The sequence below is a fragment of the Pseudomonas sp. AC355 genome (genome assembly GCF_979258205.1).
Genome location: NZ_OZ409843.1, coordinates 1,767,291 through 1,786,774, shown reverse-complemented (window position 1 = coordinate 1,786,774; position 19,484 = coordinate 1,767,291). Strand labels below are relative to the sequence as shown.

The 19,484-nt window shown below is 61.5% G+C and carries 17 protein-coding genes, 1 tRNA gene and 1 pseudogene; 12 read left to right on the top strand and 7 right to left on the bottom strand.

Annotated features, from left to right (window positions below; translation table 11 throughout):
• Positions 1–46: 46 nt before the first annotated feature.
• The 4 genes from ACZ0AI_RS08450 to ACZ0AI_RS08435 all read right to left on the bottom strand — a co-directional run bounded on the left by ACZ0AI_RS08450 (position 47) and on the right by ACZ0AI_RS08435 (position 4,841).
• Positions 47–1,177, bottom strand: a complete 1,131-nt coding sequence (locus tag ACZ0AI_RS08450; RefSeq protein ID WP_463565349.1) for a metal-dependent hydrolase — start codon at positions 1,175–1,177, stop codon at positions 47–49.
• Positions 1,178–1,275: 98 nt separating this feature from the next.
• On the bottom strand, positions 1,276–2,835 hold the full coding sequence (gene hpxZ, locus ACZ0AI_RS08445; RefSeq protein WP_463565348.1) for an oxalurate catabolism protein HpxZ: 1,560 nt from the start codon (positions 2,833–2,835) through the stop codon (positions 1,276–1,278).
• Between the two features lie 25 nt (positions 2,836–2,860).
• Entirely contained in the window at positions 2,861–3,814 is a 954-nt protein-coding gene (locus ACZ0AI_RS08440) for a PDR/VanB family oxidoreductase (RefSeq protein WP_463565347.1), read from the bottom strand.
• On the bottom strand, positions 3,801–4,841 hold the full coding sequence (locus ACZ0AI_RS08435) for a Rieske 2Fe-2S domain-containing protein (protein ID WP_463569981.1): 1,041 nt from the start codon (positions 4,839–4,841) through the stop codon (positions 3,801–3,803). Before ACZ0AI_RS08435 ends, ACZ0AI_RS08440 begins: the two co-directional genes overlap by 14 nt.
• A 450-nt stretch (positions 4,842–5,291) precedes the next feature.
• Between ACZ0AI_RS08435 and ACZ0AI_RS08430 the strand changes: the two genes are divergently transcribed.
• Positions 5,292–5,807 (top strand): MarR family winged helix-turn-helix transcriptional regulator, encoded by a 516-nt coding sequence (locus tag ACZ0AI_RS08430; protein ID WP_463565344.1) that lies wholly within the window; start codon positions 5,292–5,294, stop codon positions 5,805–5,807.
• A gap of 8 nt (positions 5,808–5,815) precedes the next feature.
• Here ACZ0AI_RS08430 and ACZ0AI_RS08425 read toward each other — a convergent pair whose 3' ends face one another.
• Positions 5,816–6,967 carry an amidase gene (locus ACZ0AI_RS08425; RefSeq protein ID WP_463565343.1) on the bottom strand — a complete coding sequence of 384 codons (1,152 nt, stop codon included), beginning with the start codon at positions 6,965–6,967 and terminating at the stop codon, positions 5,816–5,818.
• Between the two features lie 450 nt (positions 6,968–7,417).
• Complete coding sequence (locus tag ACZ0AI_RS08420) at positions 7,418–8,680, bottom strand: amidohydrolase/deacetylase family metallohydrolase (protein WP_463565342.1); 1,263 nt, start codon at positions 8,678–8,680, stop codon at positions 7,418–7,420.
• 564 nt (positions 8,681–9,244) lie between these two features.
• Between ACZ0AI_RS08420 and ACZ0AI_RS08415 the strand changes: the two genes are divergently transcribed.
• The 5 genes from ACZ0AI_RS08415 (at position 9,245) to arfB (ending at position 12,717) form a co-directional block, all read left to right on the top strand.
• Positions 9,245–10,111, top strand: a complete 867-nt coding sequence (locus tag ACZ0AI_RS08415; RefSeq protein WP_225833287.1) for a transporter substrate-binding domain-containing protein — start codon at positions 9,245–9,247, stop codon at positions 10,109–10,111.
• Positions 10,112–10,120: 9 nt separating this feature from the next.
• The gene (locus ACZ0AI_RS08410) at positions 10,121–10,768 is read left to right on the top strand and encodes an amino acid ABC transporter permease (RefSeq protein WP_225833285.1); all 648 of its coding nucleotides are present in this window, start codon (positions 10,121–10,123) and stop codon (positions 10,766–10,768) included.
• On the top strand, positions 10,765–11,427 hold the full coding sequence (locus ACZ0AI_RS08405) for an amino acid ABC transporter permease (RefSeq protein ID WP_225833283.1): 663 nt from the start codon (positions 10,765–10,767) through the stop codon (positions 11,425–11,427). Before ACZ0AI_RS08410 ends, ACZ0AI_RS08405 begins: the two co-directional genes overlap by 4 nt.
• Entirely contained in the window at positions 11,424–12,221 is a 798-nt protein-coding gene (locus tag ACZ0AI_RS08400; protein WP_463565341.1) for an amino acid ABC transporter ATP-binding protein, read from the top strand. The genes ACZ0AI_RS08405 and ACZ0AI_RS08400 overlap by 4 nt, the downstream gene beginning before the upstream one ends.
• A gap of 82 nt (positions 12,222–12,303) precedes the next feature.
• A complete protein-coding gene (arfB, locus tag ACZ0AI_RS08395; RefSeq protein WP_225833281.1) occupies positions 12,304–12,717 on the top strand; it encodes an alternative ribosome rescue aminoacyl-tRNA hydrolase ArfB in 414 nt (137 codons plus the stop codon).
• Here arfB and dkgB read toward each other — a convergent pair.
• Positions 12,714–13,517, bottom strand: coding sequence for a 2,5-didehydrogluconate reductase DkgB (gene dkgB, locus ACZ0AI_RS08390; protein WP_463565340.1), 804 nt, complete (start codon positions 13,515–13,517; stop codon positions 12,714–12,716). The genes arfB and dkgB overlap by 4 nt on opposite strands.
• A 154-nt stretch (positions 13,518–13,671) precedes the next feature.
• On the opposite strand from dkgB, the gene ACZ0AI_RS08385 reads away from it, so the two are divergent.
• From ACZ0AI_RS08385 to infC, 6 genes and pseudogenes are all read left to right on the top strand, one after another.
• Positions 13,672–14,565, top strand: a complete 894-nt coding sequence (locus tag ACZ0AI_RS08385) for a LysR substrate-binding domain-containing protein (RefSeq protein WP_463565339.1) — start codon at positions 13,672–13,674, stop codon at positions 14,563–14,565.
• 183 nt (positions 14,566–14,748) lie between these two features.
• A complete protein-coding gene (locus tag ACZ0AI_RS08380) occupies positions 14,749–15,150 on the top strand; it encodes a PA2779 family protein (protein ID WP_042552865.1) in 402 nt (133 codons plus the stop codon).
• Positions 15,135–16,094: a PA2778 family cysteine peptidase gene (locus ACZ0AI_RS08375; RefSeq protein WP_463565338.1), complete on the top strand. Its 960-nt coding sequence runs from the start codon at positions 15,135–15,137 to the stop codon at positions 16,092–16,094. Before ACZ0AI_RS08380 ends, ACZ0AI_RS08375 begins: the two co-directional genes overlap by 16 nt.
• 488 nt (positions 16,095–16,582) lie before the next feature.
• A tRNA-Val gene (locus ACZ0AI_RS08370) sits at positions 16,583–16,659 on the top strand.
• A 290-nt stretch (positions 16,660–16,949) separates the two neighbouring features.
• Positions 16,950–18,873, top strand: a pseudogene (gene thrS / locus ACZ0AI_RS08365) (threonine--tRNA ligase).
• Complete coding sequence (infC, locus tag ACZ0AI_RS08360) at positions 18,873–19,424, top strand: translation initiation factor IF-3 (RefSeq protein ID WP_225839773.1); 552 nt, start codon at positions 18,873–18,875, stop codon at positions 19,422–19,424. The pseudogene thrS and the gene infC overlap by 1 nt, the downstream one beginning before the upstream one ends.
• Positions 19,425–19,484 lie beyond the last annotated feature (60 nt).

Sequence of the window (19,484 nt, the reverse complement as noted above, 5' to 3'; positions counted from 1 at the left end):
GGGAGAGGGTTTCCCGGGTATCGCTGCGCTCAACCCAGGCTACGGTTTATAGCGCCGGGTCTTTCTTGTCGTTTGCGGAGCTGGCGGCTTTGCGGCCTGGGGCCAGATCGGTATCGGCGGGTGAGCGCTCGCCCTGCGGGTACTGGCTCAGCTCGCTGGCCCAGAGCGCCAGTGGCACGGGCGTCGAAGGTTGCCAGATGCGCTGCCAGAGCAGGGCAAGGCGCTGCATGTCACCCCGTTCTGCCGGCCAACGATTGATATAAGGCTGCACCTGCCAGGCGTTGTCCTGCCAATGGGCGAAATCGAAGCGGAACGGGTGGAAGCCGGTCATGCCCAGGCGAATATCGGTCACCACCAGGTGGTCGCCGAGCCTGTCGTAGCGCAGTATGTCATCCGTGAACCATTGCAGCCGTTGGTGAGACGGCGAATCATCCAGCGCCTTCCCGAGCGAGGCACCGCGAGGCATTCGTTCCAATACCGGTGGCGCACTGTCGAACCAGCCCACCAGCGCTTCGTGGTAGTCCTCACCCTCGATCACGATGACTCGCCACAGCAGCGTATTGAACGGCGTCGGCGAGCTGAAGATGGCTTTGGCCTCGATGCCCTGACGGGCCAGCTCTTGCTCCACCCGGTGTTCGGCCATGTATTTGCCGCCCAGGGTCGAGGCCAGGTAAACGGTAGAAAACGCCAGCGCCCAATTCACCACCGGGTTGGCCCGATCTTTCAGGCCGCTGATCAGCCCATAGATCACCGCGCCAAGCAGCGGCAGGCTGTAGATCGGATCGATGATGAAGATGCTCGACCAGGCCGCGGGCGTTGGTGTCAGCGGCCAGAGCAGTTGCGTGCCGTAACTGGTGAAGGCATCGAGCAGCGGATGGGTGATCAGTACCAGCCAGATTGCCAGGAACAGCCGCTGCGCCGAATAACCAGGGTGTGGTCGCCACTGTCGTAGCAGCCATGTCAGCAGCAGGGCAAAACCAGTGAGCACGAACAGCGAATGGCTGAAGCCCCGGTGGTAGGTCATCGCCGCCACCGAGTCGCCATAGTCGATGACCACATCCAGATCCGGCAAGGTGCCCAGCACGGCGCCGTACAGCAGCGCCTTGCGCCCTTGCCAACGCCCCAGCAGAGCGCCCTGAATGCTGGCGCCGAGTACGGCTTGGGTAATCGAGTCCATGGTCTTCTCTGAAATGCCTGCGCGGTCGACTACGTTACTTGAGCGTCTCGCACCTTGTATCGGCAAATTTCAAGCAAAGGTTTCAGCCGATAGAGGCGCTAATCCATGTTGCTGACATGGGCGGACACGATCCGCCAGGCGCCTGCGATGCGAATCCAGGTCTGAGTCTGGCGGCCGGTACGGGGATTGCCCGCACGGCTGAAAGCGATATGAGTGACGGCACTGTCGTTGCCGAAGCTGGTTATCGAGCGCTCGATGATTCGCCGCGACAGCCCGGCCGCCGGCCGGCCATCACGAAACGCGCGGATCGCGGCGCTGCCGTAGAGGTTTTCCGTGGCGCCGTAGCGAACCGTTTGCGGGCTCTGCCAGAACAGCTCGTCCAGTGTGGCGATGTCGTTGCTGACCAATGCCTGTTCGTAACGTTCGAAGGCCGCGCTGACCTGGGCGAGTACCAGAGGATCGTTCAACTCCGGCTCATCGGCTGCAGGCGACCCGTACAGGCGTGCCGGTGTCTGGCATACGCCGCGCCCGAGCAGGCCGGCCTCGCCCCGGGCATCGAGCATGGCGATAGCCACGTTCGGCAAGCGTGCGCGAGGGTCGATCCGCTCGATGTCGATAGCGGCTCCCAGGCCGAAGGGGGCGAACAGCGGGTGCTGGCCTACCTGCCAGTGCGGTGCGCCAGCCGGGCGCCCCGGCAGCCAGCCGGCCATATCGGCGGCGACACCGGTGGCGTGGTGCCAGGCCTGGGCACCGAAGCCGGCGGCATCGATCACGCCGCTGTCGCCGAGCATCGGGCTGATCGGCTCTTCACCCACTTTCAGGCGCGGCCCTTGTGGCGTGTGGGCTGCGGCCGTGCGCCAACGAGTGGGGTCGCCAGCTAGCCTGATGCCGACCTCGATACCGTTGCCGGCCAGCCCCACCAGCAGCGATCGTGCCGTGGGCTCATCGCACAGCGTGTCGAGCAGCAAATGGCAGGCGGCCATCCACAGCGTCAGGAAGAACAGCGGTGTTTCATCGAGCATCCGCTCGACCTCGTCTGCACCTTCCAGTAGCGGCAGCAAGCGTTCCTGCAGTGCCCGGCTGGCACCGCTGGTGACGCTGTGCAGGTCGTCACCGCGCTGCAGCCCGATGACTGCTAGCGGAAGCAGATCGATGGGGCCGGCGGCCAGGGCGCTCTGCAATGCCCGGGCAAGCTCGCCATCGCGCCAGGCCAGACGTTCTATTACCGCCTGCTGGCGCGTGCCGAAACGGATCTGTGGCCCCCGGCCACTGCCCAGGATCGACCAGCAGGGGCGCGGGTTGATCCCGGCGGCATCGACCACCTCGACCAGCATGGTAGTCGGTGAAATCACCGCGGCCAGTGGCGTCACCACATTGAAATCCTGTGCCGATTCGAGGCGCACTTCACCGCTGGTGATCAGGTATTGCGCTGCAGCCTCGCTGTCGGCCCAGCCCTCGTGCAGGCAGCAGAGCACTGCGGATGACAAGACCGGCGCGCTCGGTTGCTCACCGAGACGAAAGGGCGGCCCGGCGTGCAGCAGGGTTCTGTCGGCCAGGCCGATGGCCTCGGCGGCGCTGACCACCCGTTGCCAGACGGGGCGTACGGCATACAGCTTTTCCAGCGCAGGCTGGAGATCGGAGGCTGCCAGATCGGTCATGGGGCACGCTCGCTCGTTGGAGTTTCTAGATATCCAGCACCAGCCGGGCGCTGTTACTGCTGGAGCAGCAGATCATCATGCTGCCGCGCTGAGCATGTTCCTCGGCGGAGTACACCGAGTCCGCGTGCAGCGGATCGCCTTCCACGACCTTCACTTCGCAGGCACCGCAGATGCCTTGCTCGCAGGAGTACATGACATCGGCACCGGCCTCGAGCAGCGCGCCGAGGATGGTTTCGCCCTTGCAGACCTGCACTTCGGTGCCCGAACGCGCGAGCACCACGGTGAAGGTTTCGCTAGCTGTGGCCGGTGGGCTGGCGCCCTGGAAGCGCTCCACGCGCACGTGCTCCAGTCCATGGGCGGCGCTCAGCGTCTCGAGGTCGGCGAGCATGCGCAGCGGGCCGCAGCAATAGATCTCGGTGCGTGGATCGACAGCAGCGAGGATATTGGCAAGGGACTTGCGCCCCGCAGTGCCGGAGAAATGCAGGGTCACGTCATCGCTGCGCTCCAGTGCGTTGTGGAACAGCGTCTGCTCGGCAGACCTGCTCCAGTAGTGCAGATGCACCCTGCGGCCGGCACTGCGCAGTTCCGCGAGCATCGAGAACAGCGGGGTAATGCCGATACCACCGGCAAGCAGCAGCACCGAAGCATCGCCATCGGCGAGCGCGAAGTGGTTGCGTGGTGGCTGCAGGACGAAGGTCTGCCCGACCCGCGCCTGGTCGTGTAGCCAGCGCGAGCCGCCCAGGCCGTTGGCGTCGCGCTTGACCGCCACCACATAGCGCTCGGCATCGCACAGCGGGGTGAGCAGCGAGTACGAGCGGATCTGCTCGTTGGGCAGCACGATGTCCAGGTGGGCGCCGGCCTGTACTGGCGCTAGAGCCAGGCCGTCCAGTGGCTGGAATTCGTAGAGCACGATGTCCCGTGCCCCGTAGCGCATGGCCGTGAGGCGGAACGTCGGCGCGAGCGTTTCAGACGGTGCCATAGTTGATACCCATGCCGCGCAGCCAGGATCGGTACTTCATGCCGAGCAGGTCGGTGCTGTGGTGCAGCTCCTGGCGCAGGTCGGTGGGGATGCGTTCGGGGCGCTGGGTGTCAACGATCGCGCTGTCCTGGGCGTAGACCAGATCCTGACGGCGGCGTACGTCTTCATCGCTGGGCATCGGGTCGAAGTTCATGGCGCAGCAGATGCGCACGATGCTGCGCGTCTCGCTGACCTGCTGCATGGTGAAGAAGGTGCAAAAACGGTCGTTCTCGTTACCCTCGTGGGCGCGCAACGGATCGGAGATGATCAGGCGCTTTTTGAAGTAGGCCACGCCCGGGCGCAGGCACTTGTAGGCGTAGTAGGCGATGACAGGCACCTGGCGCGGGTCGCCATAGGGCTGGGTGACCTGGACTTCCGAGGTGGCCAGCACGCCATCCTCTTCCCACACCTGGTACTGGCCGATGGGGTCCGGTGCGTCCATCAGACCGTTGACGCCGGCATGCACGAAGGGGAAATGCGTCGGGTCGATGAAGTTCTCCAGCGCGCGATAACCGGACTTGAACTCGTACGGCCCGCAGACGACTTTCTTGTAGCTGTCGTCGAGCCATTCGGGAAAGGCGGCGATATCCTGTGCCGGCTCACCCAGGCAGGTCCAGATGAAACCGTAGGCCTCCTTCACATGGTGGGCGATGGCCTTGGCCTTTTTCATCGGCGTTTCGTTGGGCGATGCCGGAATCAGCGTGCACTGCGCGCTGCCGTCGTAGTTCCAGCCGTGGTACGGGCAGATCACCTTGTCGGATGCGATGAAGCCTTTGGACAGGCGCGCGCCGCGATGAATGCACAGGTCTTCCCAGACATAGGCCTGGCCCTTGGAGTCCCGCCAGATCACCAGATCACGGTCGAACAGGGTGGACGGATACAGCGTGCCCTCTACCACTTCCTCGCTGCTGGCCACCACGTGCCAGTCATTGAGCAGGGCGGGTGCCAGCGGGGCGTCCAGGTTGTTGAGATGCTCTTTGCAATTCATGGGTCGAACTCCGTTCCTGCACATAAGGATTCCAGGCCGGCAAAGCGCTGGGATGAAAAGTCGCAGTGCGCGAATGTTTCCAATGGCCAATGAAAAGCAAGAGGTATGCCACGTTTTTTCTATGCGGCTGCAACCCAGGCGTGGCCTAATGAGCCGACTTTCCTGCATGCCCCGTAGTGGCAGCGGGGAGTGGCGGGCTGCCATATAAATGTGCGCAATTTGAGTGGTATGCCACTTATGTGGGCGGGTGTGCTAGCCTGGCGACGCGAATGCGAACAAGAAACCTCCTTATCTGGAGGCATGATTCGTGCTGGGGATATCATCGGCTGGCGATGTCGTCGGCGATTCGAGTGGCGACGTGGATGGCGCTGCCGATAGCGGTGAGCTGTGCGAGCGTAGCGACGCAACTGTTCAATCATCAGTGAGTAGCTGGGAGCTACGGAGCGCAATATGGACAACCAAGAAGTAAAAGCCATGGTCGATGAGGCCGTCAGTCGCTCGAGCCTGTTGGGTCGACCTGGTTTTTTGATACGCCGTCTGCACCAGGTGCATTGCAGCCTGTTCCAGGAGGAAACCCGAGGCCAAGACATTACGCCGGTGCAATACAGCCTGCTCAGTTCGTTGGGCATATTGGGCGAGTTGGATCAGAACACCATTGCCCAGGCCATCGGCCTCGAGCGCACCAGCGTTGCCGAGGTGATTCCCCGTCTCGAGGCGCGTGGCTTGCTGTTGCGCCGGCAGAGCGAGAAGGACAAGCGCGTCAAGCTGGTGAAGTTGACCCGCAAGGGCAAAACGCTGGTGACCAAAATGAACGATGCCGTGCAGCGCGCCCATGACCGTACGCTGGAGGCGCTGCCGGCCGAAGAGCGCGACCTGTTCATGCTTCAATTGATCCGCCTGGTGGAGGCCAGCAACGAGGTCAAAAGCGCCCCGTTGCGGCTACAGCCTGCGAAAGCGGATAGCTGATCGCGGTGTCAGCTCAACTGACGTGCCAGGGCAAGCAGCGCACGGTCACTGCCACGCGGGCCGATCAGCGAAACGCCCACCGGGCCGTCAGCGGTCTGCAACAGCGGCACGGACACCTGGGGTAACCCGCCGACGCCGGCGATGGCGGTCATCCGCTGGGTCGCCAGGCGAATCTGCTCGACCTGCTCGTCGCTGGCCGTCAGGGCGATCGCCGGGCTGGGTGCAGTGGGCAAGCACAGCACGCCGTCATCGCCGAGCAGGGCATCCAGCTCTGCACGCAATATGCCGAGGCGTTTCTGCGCAGCGGTAGCATCCGCCACACTGACGCGGCTGGCATTGGCGAAGCGCTCTTTCACCCCTGGGCCGAACTGCGGCTGGTGCTGGCTGATCCAGTTGCCGTATTCCTGCCAGGCTTCGAAGGCCTGCAAGGTGCGGAAATCGTTGGCGAAGTCGGCCAGCGACGGCAGTGCCTGCCAACCATCACAGGGCAGCGGCAGGCGCGACAGGGTCAGCCAGCTGTTGAATTGCGCCAGCACCGCTTCGCCAGCCTCCTCACGCACGTTGTTGACCAGCAGCACACGGCGTAGGCGAGGTTCACTCGTGGGCAACAGCACCTTGCCGACCCGTTCCAGGGTTTCGCCATCGCGGGCGAACCAGCCCAGGCAGTCGAAGCTGCGTGCCAGTTGCGCGCAATGTGCGTAGTCGAGTGCACCGTGGCTGGGGCGCAGCCCGTAAATGCCGCAGTAGCTGGCTGGAATACGGATCGAGCCACCGGTATCGCTGCCCATGGCGAAATCCACCAGGCCTGCGGCCACCACCGATGCCGACCCGCTCGACGAACCACCCGCCGTCGCACCTGGCACGGTGGGGTTGGGGGGTGTGCCGTAGTGGACGTTGCTGCCGGCCAGGCTGTAGGTCAGCTCGTCGGTGTGAGTCTTGCCCGTCAGCGTGGCGCCCGCGGCCAGCAGTTGGTCGATCAGCGGTGAAGTGGTTTGCGCAGGCGAGTGGCTATCACGCCACAGCGGGTGACCGCAGCCGGTGCGGTGGCCGGCGATTGCCATGACATCCTTGACTGCGAAGCTCAGACCGTCGAGCGGGCCCGAACCGGTGGCGGCAAGGCGGATCGGATCATCGGTGATCATTCCGTTGGCAAGCTTCATGGGCATGTTCCTGACAGTGAGCGATGAAAGATAACAGGTGATTCATGCGACCCCAGCGCATTATCGCCAGTCGCCATGTAGGAGCCCCGACCCCGGGGCGAATATGCGCCGACGCAGATGGTGCGGTGTGGCCGCTATCGCTTCGCGCCGGGGCGACGCTCCTACAGGCTGATGTCTGCAATCACCTCCATGTTGTAGGAGTCCCGACCTCGGGGCGAATATGCGCCGACACGGATCATGCGGTATGGCCGCTATCGCTTCGCGCCGGGGCGACACTCCTACAGGGTGAGGTCTGCAATCACCTCCATGCTGTAGGAGCCCCGACCCCGGGGCGAATATGCGCCGACGCAGATGGTGCGGTGTGACCGCTATCGCTTCGCGTTGGGGCGACGCTCCAACAGGATTGGGGTCTACGCCAGCTCTGCGCTTGCGAGCGATCCCTGTGTTCACTCAGGCCGCAAAGCTGGAATAGGGCGGCAGGATCGAGGCGACGGCGTCGAAGCGTTCACCGTCTTTCAGGCAGAACGCCGGTGTCAGCAGGCGGTCGCTGTAGGCGGCGGTGCCTTCGTTGTCCTTCAACTGGAAGCGCCCACGCTCATCGTTGAGCACGCTGATGTCGGCCGGGTTGCCGATGGCCAGGGTGCCGAGGTCTTTCGGCAGGCCGAACACCTCCACCGGGTTGCAGGTGGCCATGGCCACCACGTGGTTGATGGGCAAGCCCAGGGCCAGCATGCTGGTCATCGCCGAGGCCATGGAGAAGCGCTGTTTGCCGAAGAACATGTGCTCGGTATCCGAGTGCTCTTTCGGTGTGCCCGGCGGCGCGGGTACCAGGGTGTTGTAGCCGTGCATGTCGGCACCGAGGGTGTCGGGAATCACGCCGCCATCGAGAACGATGCGCGCGCACTGGAAGCTGAAGTGCGAGCCGTGACCGACATCCACCTTCAGCCCCATGTCCCTGGCCAGGGTCATGAAGGGGTGCAGCTTGCCGTCGGCGCTGACCACACCGCCCGGATGACGGGAGAACGGGTGGGCGAGGATATCGCCAGCTTTGAGCATCGGCACCACATCGGCGAGGATCGAGTCGGGATGCACCGGGCTCGGGTCTCCTGGGCTTGGCCACAGCTGGCCGAAGTGAATGTACAGCGGCATGCCGGCGCGCCGGGAGATCTCCGCGCTCATCGCCATCACATCGCTGCCCCAGCGTTCGAAGCCGCCCAATTCGGCGTGGGCCTTGAAGCCCTTGATGATGTCGGTATTGGCCAGCGCCGCGCGTACGGTCGCGTCGACGTCCACGCACTCCGGGGTATACAGGCTGGGGTAGAAATGACCCTCCAGGCCGCCGACCAGGTAGGCCGACAGGTAGGCGAATACGCGGGTTTTCTTGGCCTTGACCACATGCTCGCGGAACGCCGGCAGCGTCATGCACGATGGGCCGCCCTGGTCGATCAGGGTGGTCACCCCCGAATGCACGCCTGCGAGGTCGGCATCCAGGCCGAAGCGGCCAGTCACGTATTCGAAGACGTGGCCGTGGGTGTCAATCAGGCCGGGCGTAACCAGCTTGCCGCTGACATCGATCACCGTGGTTGCCGCACCGGCAGCGCCAGGCGCGGTGATCGCCTTGATACGACCATTGCTGATGGCGATGTCGAAATTCCCGTCGTAGCCCTGGGCGGGGTCGATCAGGTAACCACCTTTGAGGATTACATCAGCCATTGTTCTTCACCTTCTACTAGTCGCGAACCCAACACTGCGTTGAGGTATGCCCAAGTGGGTGCAACGGCTGTGCCATTTACCCCATATCCATTTCTATGGAAATCTCAAGATATTGATAAATATAGTTTTATTAATTTATTTATAGAGGGGTATACCACTCTTTATGAGTGCTGGCGGCGAATCTAAATTGCCCTTTACGAACTAAAGTGGGGTATGCCACCTATTTGTGCCTTGTTTTGATGCAGGCGTGATACGCCCTCGAATGGGCTCATGCGCAGCCAGAGCGCAAGCCTGCCTTCGCCTCGAGCAGAACGTGACTGCAGGCAGGGGACTTGCCTGAATGAAGCCTCGCCCATTTAAGTGGCATACCACCCATATCGCGAGCGCTGTTGGGGCGAACAATGCACATGATCCAGTTATAAAAAACCTGAAAATTAATTAACTATTTGATTATTAAGAGTAAAAAATAAATGGCATGCCACTTGCTTTGACCCTTGTGCTGCGCCGGCCGTGGTTTTGCGTGCCCGCATTGATGTCAACGTCAATAACTAGAAGGAAGTCAGCATGTCAGCAATTCGCGACCTTATTTGCTCCACGGCTGTTGCCAAGGGGCACGTTGGTAAATCTCTTTCGGCTATCGCGCTGGCACTGGCGACCACCATCGGCGCCGTATCCATCAGCCAGGCCATGACCGCTGAAGAGGTGAAGGCTCGGGGCTACGTCGTGGTCGCCACCGAAGATGACTACCGTCCCTTCGAATTCATGGAGAACGGCAAGTCGACCGGCTACGACAACGAACTCAAGGATCTGGTAGAGAAGGAAACCGGCCTGGAACTGCGTCAGCAGATCATGCCCTGGGCCGGGATTCTTTCTGGCGTCACCAGCGGCAAGTTCGACATGGCGCTGTCTGCGGTCATGGTCACCGCCGAACGCAAGCAGAGCTTCGACTACACCACGCCAACGGCTGAATCGGCGACCTACTACGGGGTTAAGAAGGGCAGCTCGATCAAGACCGCCGAAGATCTGATCGGCAAGGTGGTCGGCGCTGAAACCGGTAGTGCCTTCCTGGCCGAACTCAAGGCGTTCGACGCCAAGCTCAAGGCCAGTAAAGGCGAGGGCGTGAAGAAAATCATGGAGTACCACGGCTATCCCGAGGCTTATCAGGATCTGGCCCAAGGCCGTATCGATGCGGTGGTCAATACCGATCTGACCTTGCGTGCGCTGGTCAAGGAGCGTGGCGATGTGTTCGAACTGGGGCAGCCGATCGGCGAGCCTGGCCACAAAGCCTGGGCCGTTAAGAAAGGCAACGATGGCGTACTTGAGGTGATCAACAACGCGCTGCTGAAAATCCGTGAAAGCGGTGAGATGTATCGCCTGCAGGAAAAATGGTTGGGCGTGCGCTTCGAGAACATGCCGCTTAACGTGAACTGATAAGCCATCATGAATGCATACGACTACTGGAGCATCCTGCAGGGTGCCTTTGCCACGGTGGGTGTGTCGCTGGTAGGAATCGTGATTGGCATTCCTCTGGGGCTGGGCCTGGCGCTGGTGCGCTGGGCCCGGATCCCGGTAGCCCGGCAACTGGCTTTCGTCTACGTCAGCATTATCAGATCCTGCCCTGCGGTGACCCTGATTCTGCTGGTGTACTTCGGCCTGCCGCAGTTCGGCATTTCGCTGAGCCCGCTGCTCGCCGCACTGATTTCCCTTTCGGTCACCGCCGCTGCATTCAACTGCGAGATATGGCGCGCGGCCTTGCTGGCCTTCGATCGCCAGCAGTACGACGCGGCGCTGGCCTTCGGCATGCCCCGGCGCATGCGGGTGATGCGCATTGTGCTGCCCCAGGTCTGGCAGTCGAGCCTGCCTGGGCTGGTCAACGAGATGACCATGTTGGTGAAGTCCAGCCCGGCCATCGCGGTGATCGGCATGGTCGAGATTACCCGTGCAGCCCAGCGCGTGGGAGCGAGAACCTATGACCCATTGCCGCCGTTGCTGGTCGGGCTGTGCCTGTACGTGGCGATCATCTTTCTGCTGGTCAGGCTGCAGCGTCGCCTGGAGCGCAACGTCCAGGGTCAGGAGGCCGCCGTATGAACCTCAGCGATTTCATCACAGTCTGGCAGCACTATCCGTCCATTCTGGAAGGCTTCATGAACACCCTGGTGTTCATCCTGATCGCCGGCAGCGTCTCGCTGTTGCTGGGGATTCTGCTCACGCCGCTGCTGATGTCGAACCGCGTGTTCATTGGCCGCAGCGCTTCGTTCTACTGCGAGTGCATGCGCTGCACGCCGTTCCTGCTGCTGGTGTACCTGATCTATTTCGGGCTGCCATCGGGGGGTATCCAGCTGAGCAACTGGGTGTCGGGCATCGTCGCGTTGATCATCTACAACACCGCCTACATGGCGATCATCCTCAAGGGCGCCTGGAAGGATCTGCCCCACGACACCATCGAGGCGGGCAGGGCATTCGGCTTCCACGGCTTCGGCTTGCTGCGGCGCATCATCATGCCGCCCGTGCTGCTGCGCGCGACACCGATGATCGGCAACCAGATGATCCAGATCGTCAAGGACAGCGCCTTTCTGGGAATTATCGCCGTGACCGAGCTGACGGCGGCGATCAACGCCATTCAGTCGACCTACTTCATTCCCTTCGCCAGCTTTCTGTCAGCGGTGTTGATGTACTGGGTGATCTGTCTGGCCATCGAATTGCTCACCAACCTATTTACCCGTTACGCCGAGGTGCGCCGCGCATGAGCAGTCTTATGAACAACGTGGATACGTCCGCAACGACCAAGGTGCTGCAGGTGCAGGGCGTGTCCAAGTCCTTTGGTGCCAACCGCGTACTGGCGGATGTGTCCCTGGATTTGGAGCGTGGCGAAGTGCTTTGCCTGCTCGGGCCGTCGGGCTGTGGCAAGTCGACCCTGTTGCGCTGTATCAACTGGCTGGAGACGCCGGACGCCGGCAGCATCCGTCTCAATTCCAAGCGTTTCGGTGCGCACAAGGGCGGCGCCCGGATCGGCGATGCCGAACTGGCGCAGATGCGCTCGCGCATCGGTATGGTGTTCCAGCACTTCGCCCTGTGGCCGCACCTGACCGTACTGGGCAACATCATGGAAGCCCCGGTGCACGTGCAGAAGCGCAACCGCAAGGAGGTGCATGACGAAGCCATGGCGCTGCTCGCCAAAGTCGGGCTTGCCGACAAGGCCAACATGTTCCCGTCGCGGCTCTCGGGCGGGCAGAAACAGCGGGTCGGCATTGCCCGTGCGCTGGCCATGAAGCCGGACGTGCTGTTGTTCGACGAACCCACCAGCGCCCTCGACCCGATGCTGGTCGGCGAGGTGTTGGAGGTGATGCGCGATCTGGCCGCCGAGGGCGCGACCATGGTGATCGTCACCCATGAAATGGAGTTCGCCCGGCAGGTCGCCAGCCGAATCATCTTCATGGATGGCGGCCACATCGTTGAAAGCGGCTTGCCGGAAGCCTTCTTCAGTGCCCCGCAAACGGCCCGCGCCCAGCAGTTTCTAGCGCCGTTCCGGCAGCGAGCCTGAGCTGTGCCGTTGGCCGCGAGCGCTGGTGCCTGGCGACGCTCCGGCGTTATGCTGCGCGGCTCAGCTCATTGCCGGAACCCCCATGCTGGTCATTTCCAACAGCATCCATCTGCCTGACGACGAAGTCGAACTCACCGCCATCCGCGCCCAGGGCGCGGGCGGGCAGAACGTCAACAAGGTGTCCAGCGCCATGCACCTGCGCTTCGACAGCCAGGCGTCGTCCTTGCCGCCGTTCTACAAAGAGCGGCTGCTGGCCCTGCGTGACAGCCGCATCACTGCCGATGGCGTGGTGATCATCAAGGCGCAGCAATATCGTACTCAGGAACAGAACCGCGCTGACGCCCTGGAACGCCTGTCCGAACTGATCCGTTCTGCAGGTAAAACCGAAAAAGCCCGCCGCCCGACCAAACCGACCCTCGGCTCCAAGAAGCGTCGGCTGGAAGGCAAGACCAAGCGCGGGGCGATCAAAGCGGGCAGGGGCAAGGTCGACTTTTAATCCCAGTGCGGCGCAAACCCCGGGTTGGCCAGTCGCTCACCGCGCTCCAGTTTGGCGATGGCTGCCATGTCCTGTTCGTTGAGTGTCAGCTTCAATGCGCCCAGGTTGCTATCCAGGTTGGCCCGTTTGGTGGATGACGGAATCACCGCGAAACCCTGCTGCAGCGCCCAGGCCAGTGCGACCTGTGCTGGATTGGCGGCGTGTTTGGCGGCGATGTCCTGAATCACCGGATCGCTCATCACCTTGCCGTAGGCCAGTGGCATGTAGGCGGTCAGGTGCACGCCGTGTTCCTGGGCGAACTCCACCACCTTGTGGTTCTGCAGGAACGGGTGGATTTCCACCTGGTGGGTGGCGATCTGGTCAGCGCCGACCACCTCCATTGCCTGTTGAAGATGCGCGTTGGTGAAGTTGGACACACCGATCAGCGCAGTCAGGCCAGCAGCCTTGGCCTCCAGCAGGGCTGCCATGTATTCGGCCACCTGCAGTTCGTCATTGGGGGAGGGCCAATGGATCAGAGTCAGGTCGACCTGATCGAGGCGCAGCTTGCGCAGGCTTTCCTCCAGGCTGGGGATCAGCTTGTCGGCGCCCAGGTTGTCGGTCCAGATCTTGGTGGTGACGAACAGTTCGCTGCGCGGCACGCCGCTTTCGGCGATGGCCTGGCCCACTTCGGCTTCGTTGCCGTAGATCTGTGCGGTGTCGATATGCCGGTAGCCAAGCTCAAGGCCGGTGCGTACCGAATCAATGACTTGCTGATCCTTGAGGCGGAAGGTGCCGAGGCCGAGGGCGGGAATCTGTGGCATGTAAGTCTCCTGTTGAATGGACAGCTGTCTGTAGCTGACAGCGATGCCCAAGGGTTGTTGCGCTGGATTCGTGAACCAGTATGTGCCGTGGACTTATGCGGAAAAACCGCGTTTCATGCAGAACATATTTGCGCCGCAATCACGAATGGTCGCCATGAAAACCACCCTCGACGAACTTCTCGCCTTCAGTACCGTGGTGGCCAGCGGCTCCATCAGCGCCGCCGCGCAGCAGTTGGGGCAGACCGCTTCGGGCATCAGCCGTGCCCTCAGCCGGCTGGAAGAAAAGCTCGATGTAACGCTCCTGCAGCGCACCACCCGGCGCCTGGAACTGACCGAGGAGGGCCATGCCTTTCTCGCCCAGGCGCGGCGCATTGTGGCCAGTGTCGAGGAGGCCGAGGAGCAGATGCGCGTGCGCAGGCAGACGCCGGCAGGGCGCCTGCGCGTCAACGCCGCTGCGCCGTTCGTGCTGCATGCGGTGGTGCCGCTGGTAAAAGGCTTTCGCGAGCGCTACCCGAATATCCAGCTGGAGCTGCACAGCAGCGATGAAATCATCGACCTGATCGAGCAGCGCACCGACGTGGCCATCCGCATCGGCCCGCTGCGCGACTCCACCCTGCATGCCCGGCCGCTGGGCAGCAATCGCATCCGCGTGCTAGCCAGCCCGGTCTATCTACAGGAGCGGGGCGTGCCGAGTAGTGTCGAGGCGCTGCACGAGCACAGCCTGCTCGGCTTCACCCAGCCGGAGAGCCTCAACCAGTGGCCGCTGCGCCATGAACACGGCGACCGCTACGCCATCGAGCCCAGCCTGCAGGCCTCTAGTGGCGAGACGCTGCGCCAACTGGCCTTGAGCGGTGCAGGGATAGTTTGCCTGGCGGACTTCATGACCCACCGCGACCGTGCTTCGGGCGAGCTGGTGCAAATCCTCGCGGAGCACACCGTCGAGGTTCGCCAGCCGATCCATGCCGTGTACTACCGCAACACCGCACTGACGTCGCGCATCACCTGTTTTCTTGATTACCTGAGCAGCGAGTTGGGCCAGACGCTGTGAGTTTCACGTGCTTGCAAAGGCGTGAAATACAGGGTGATTCGGGCTGGTTTTCGCTGGCGCCGGGCGCGGGCCGAGTGCACGGATTACCTGGGCTGCAGCACATGTCGAAGTAGTCGTATATATAGGTGGAACTGGCCGAGTGCCACACGGGTCTAGGATGATGGTTGATAAGGAGATACCAAAATGACCAAGTCCCCGTTCTTTCGTCGTCTGGCTGCCATGTTGGCAGTGTTCCATGTCCTGATGATCGCCCAGGTTCCACTCGCCAATGCCGCGATGATCGGTACGGGTGAAGTGCTCACCGAGCAGCAACAGCAGGTCGACCGTCAGCAGCTGCTGTCGATGCTCGACGATCAGCAGGTCAAGGAAAAGCTGCTCGCCATGGGCGTCGAGCGTGATCAGGTGGAAAACCGCATCAACAACCTGACCAGCGCCGAACTGTCGCAATTCAATGCACAGCTCTCCGAAGCCCCGGCTGGTGCGGGTGTGGTCGGCATCATTGTGTTGTTCTTGGTGATCTTCATCATCACCGATATGCTCTGCGCCACAGACCTCTTCAGTTTCGTGAAATGCATAAATCGCTAAGACCGCTCCTCGCTTCACTTCTGATCGTCCTGCTCAGCGCGTGCGCCAGATCTCCGGTACTTTTACCGGAGACTGAGCGCCTGCCTGAGCGGGTCGAGCTCAGCAGCGTTCCCTTCTATCCGCAGACCGCTTATCAGTGTGGCCCCGCCGCTTTGGCGACCATGCTCAATCAGCGCGGTGTGCTGACCACCCCAGGTTTCCTGCAGGATCAGGTTTACATTCCTGGCCGCGAAGGCAGCCTGCAGGTGGAGATGGTCGCAGCGGCGCGTTCTCACGATCTACTCGTTTACCCTCTCAAGCCCAGGCTCGACGCGTTGCTGGCCGAAGTGGCTGCCGGCAACCCGGTGCTGGTGCTGCAGAACCTGGCCTTCGACTGGTACCCGCAGTGGCACTTCGCGGTAGTGGTGGGTTACGACCGTCGTGAGCAGACGCTGATTCTGCGCTCTGGCACCACTCGCCGCTGGGTGACCGACTTCGCCGCGTTCGACAAGACCTGGGCGCGAGGCAGCCGCTGGGCCGTAGTGACCATGCCGCCAGATACTTTGCCCGCGACCGCCGAGCCGACCGTATGGCTCAAGGCCGCCGCTGACTTGGAAGAAGTTGGCCGCAAGGATGTCGCCCAGCACGCCTATCGCACCGCCACCCAACGCTGGCCGGAGCAGGCCGTAGGCTGGTTCGCCCTGGCCAATAGCCGTTACGCCGGCGGTGATCTGCGCGGTGCCGAAGCAGCGTTACGAGAAAGCGTCAGCCGCCAGCCGGACTTCGCTCCGGGCTGGTTCAACCTGTCTCAGGTGCTCGACGAACGCGGCTGCAAAACCGAAGCTACCAGCGCCCGCCAATGCGCCCAACGCATCGCTCCGGACGACAAGCGCTTCACGGTAATCGGCAAGCAGGGCACCGCATCAGGCCAGTGCACCGCCCCCACCGCGTGCCCGGCTCAGTAACCCATCTGGCAAAACAAAACGGCGCTCGAGAGCGCCGTTTTGTATGGGGTTGGTGCATACCGCACGTGAACTGTCTCTTGTAGGGTGGATGGGCGCGCGTAGCTGAGCTGGCGCTCTTTGCGCCCACCGTCAGGTTGATTGATTGCTCCCACGCTCCAGCGTGGGAGCATCGGCTTGGGCGCTCCGCGCCCGCTTCCCGGCTCGCTGGGACGCAGAGCGTCCCAGGATGCATCCCCACGCTGAGCGTGAGGAACGATCAATTGCTGTCCCAGTGCTGGAATAGAAAAGCGTTTTCCACCCTACGAGGGCGATGCGCATCATCTTAGCCTGGGTTGAGCGAAGCGATACCCAGGAATAAGAGCTGGCGTTACGGCGGCGAGGGCAGGGTGGCTACACACCTCAAATCCAAAAAACTCAATTTTTTTAGTCAGTTAGCGAAAAAGGGTATTGACTCTTTAGCGTGCCTACGTAAAATGCGCACCCACAGCAGGCACATAGCTCAGTTGGTTAGAGCACCACCTTGACATGGTGGGGGTCGTTGGTTCGAATCCAATTGTGCCTACCAAATTTTAAATGGTCGCTTCGGCGGCCATTTTTTTTGATCGCGATTCCTGGTTGTTGCCTTTCGGGGTGCTGTTCGCGATTTGGGGAGATTCTCCCAGGCTTTCTAGGGCGCCTTGTCAGGTGTCCGTGATTCTGCAAGCATCCACCGTTTTACACCTTCCAGTGATTGTGGTTCCTTGGCTGGCCTAACAGCTCCTGCCTCTGTATGGCAGGTACGCCAATGGATCGCTTACTGGCTCATCCCAACCCATGTGGCCTTTGGTAGAGGTCACCACTAGGAGAGGAAGCGCCATGCCTATCATTACTCTTCCCGACGGCAGTCAGCGTTCGTTCGATCATCCGGTATCCGTACTCGAGGTGGCTCAATCCATTGGTGCCGGCCTGGCCAAAGCCACCGTCGCTGGCAAGGTCGATGGCCGTCTGGTTGACGCCTGTGACCTGATCGAAGCCGATGCGACCCTGCAGATCATCACGCCCAAGGATGCGGAGGGCGTAGAAATCATTCGCCACTCCTGTGCTCACTTGATCGGCCATGCAGTCAAGCAGTTGTACCCGACTGCACGCATGGTTATCGGCCCGGTGATCGACGATGGCTTCTATTACGACATCGCCTACGAACGCCCCTTCACGCCCGATGACGTCACCGCCATCGAAGCGCGCATGAAAGAGCTGATCGACAAGGACTACGACGTCATCAAGAAAGTAACGCCGCGCGCTGAAGTCATCGACGTGTTCACCTCGCGCAGCGAAGACTACAAGCTGCGCCTCGTTGAAGACATGCCGAACGAGCAGGCCATGGGCCTGTACTACCACGAAGAGTACGTGGACATGTGCCGCGGCCCGCACGTGCCTAACACTCGCTTCCTCAAGGCATTCAAGCTGACCAAGCTGTCCGGCGCCTACTGGCGTGGCGATGCCAAGAACGAGCAGCTGCAGCGCATCTACGGCACTGCCTGGGCTGACAAGAAGCAGTTGGCGGCGTACATCCAGCGCATCGAAGAAGCCGAGAAGCGCGATCACCGCAAGATCGGCAAGCGCCTCGATCTCTTCCATACCCAGGAAGAAGCGCCGGGCATGGTGTTCTGGCACCCCAATGGCTGGACCATCTACCAGGTGCTCGAGCAGTACATGCGTGGTGTGCAGCGTGAAAACGGTTACCAGGAAGTCCGTACCCCGCAGGTCGTCGACCGTGTGCTGTGGGAGAAGTCCGGGCACTGGGGCAACTACGCCGACAACATGTTCACCACCGAGTCGGAAAGCCGCGACTACGCCATCAAGCCCATGAACTGCCCGTGCCACGTGCAGATCTTCAATCAGGGCCTGAAGAGCTACCGCGAGCTGCCGCTGCGTTTGGCCGAGTTCGGTTCTTGCCACCGCAACGAAGCATCCGGCGCCCTGCACGGCATCATGCGTGTACGTGGCTTCACTCAGGACGACGCGCACATCTTCTGCACCGAAGAACAGGTGAAGAAAGAAGCGGCCGATTTCATCAAGCTGACTCTGCAGGTCTATTCGGACTTCGGCTTCAGCGACATCAAGATGAAGCTATCCACTCGTCCGCCCAAGCGTGTTGGCGACGACGCCTTCTGGGATCGCGCCGAGAAAGCCCTGGCCGACGCCCTGAATGACGCTGGCCTGCCGTGGGAATACCTGCCGGGCGAAGGTGCATTCTACGGTCCGAAGATCGAATTCACCCTGCTCGACTGCCTCGGCCGTGCCTGGCAGTGCGGCACCCTGCAGTACGACCCGAACATGCCGCAGCGTCTGGAAGCGAGCTACGTTTCCGAAGACAACAGCCGCAAGATCCCGGTCATGCTGCACCGCGCGATTCTCGGTTCCTTCGAGCGTTTCATCGGAATTCTCATCGAACACTACGAGGGTGCCTTTCCGGCATGGCTGGCGCCAACCCAGGCAGTGATCATGAATATCACCGATAAACAGGCCGATTTTGCCCTCGAAGTGGAAAAATCACTCACTCAAAGCGGCTATCGTGCCAAGTCCGACTTGAGGAACGAGAAGATAGGCTTTAAAATCCGCGAGCATACTTTGCTCAAGGTGCCCCTACCTGCTAGTCATCGGGGATCGCGAAGTCGAGACGCAAACTGTCGCTGTGCGTACCCGTGAAGGTGCTGACCTGGGCTCCATGCCCGTCGCCCAATTCAATGAGTTGCTCGCACAAGCGGTTTCCCGGCGCGGTCGCCAAGATTTGGAGTAATTATTATTAAGCGTGAAATGAGACAAGATAAACGAGCTGCACCGAAGGCCCCGATCAACGAGAATATCTCGGCACGCGAGGTTCGGTTAATTGGCGCTGAAGGCGAGCAGATTGGCATCGTCTCTATTGAAGAAGCGCTTAAAATAGCCGAAGACGCCAAGCTGGATCTGGTGGAAATTTCTGCTGATGCATTGCCGCCGGTTTGCCGGATCATGGATTACGGCAAGCACCTCTTCGAAAAGAAGAAGCAGGCAGCGATTGCCAAGAAGAACCAGCACCAGCAGCAGATTAAAGAAATCAAGTTTCGTCCAGGGACGGAAGATGGGGATTACCAGGTAAAACTTCGCAACCTGGTACGTTTCCTGATGGAAGGGGACAAGGCCAAGATCTCTTTGAGATTCCGTGGTCGTGAGATGGCCCACCAGGAGCTGGGTATGGAACTGTTGAAGCGGGTCGAAGCTGACCTCGCCGAACACGGTACCGTCGAACAGCATCCTAAGATGGAAGGACGCCAACTGATGATGGTCATCGCTCCCAAACGCAAGAAGTAACCTCCAGGGCACGGCAGGCCTTATGGTTATCTATATCAACTAAATGCGGAGTATCCGAAC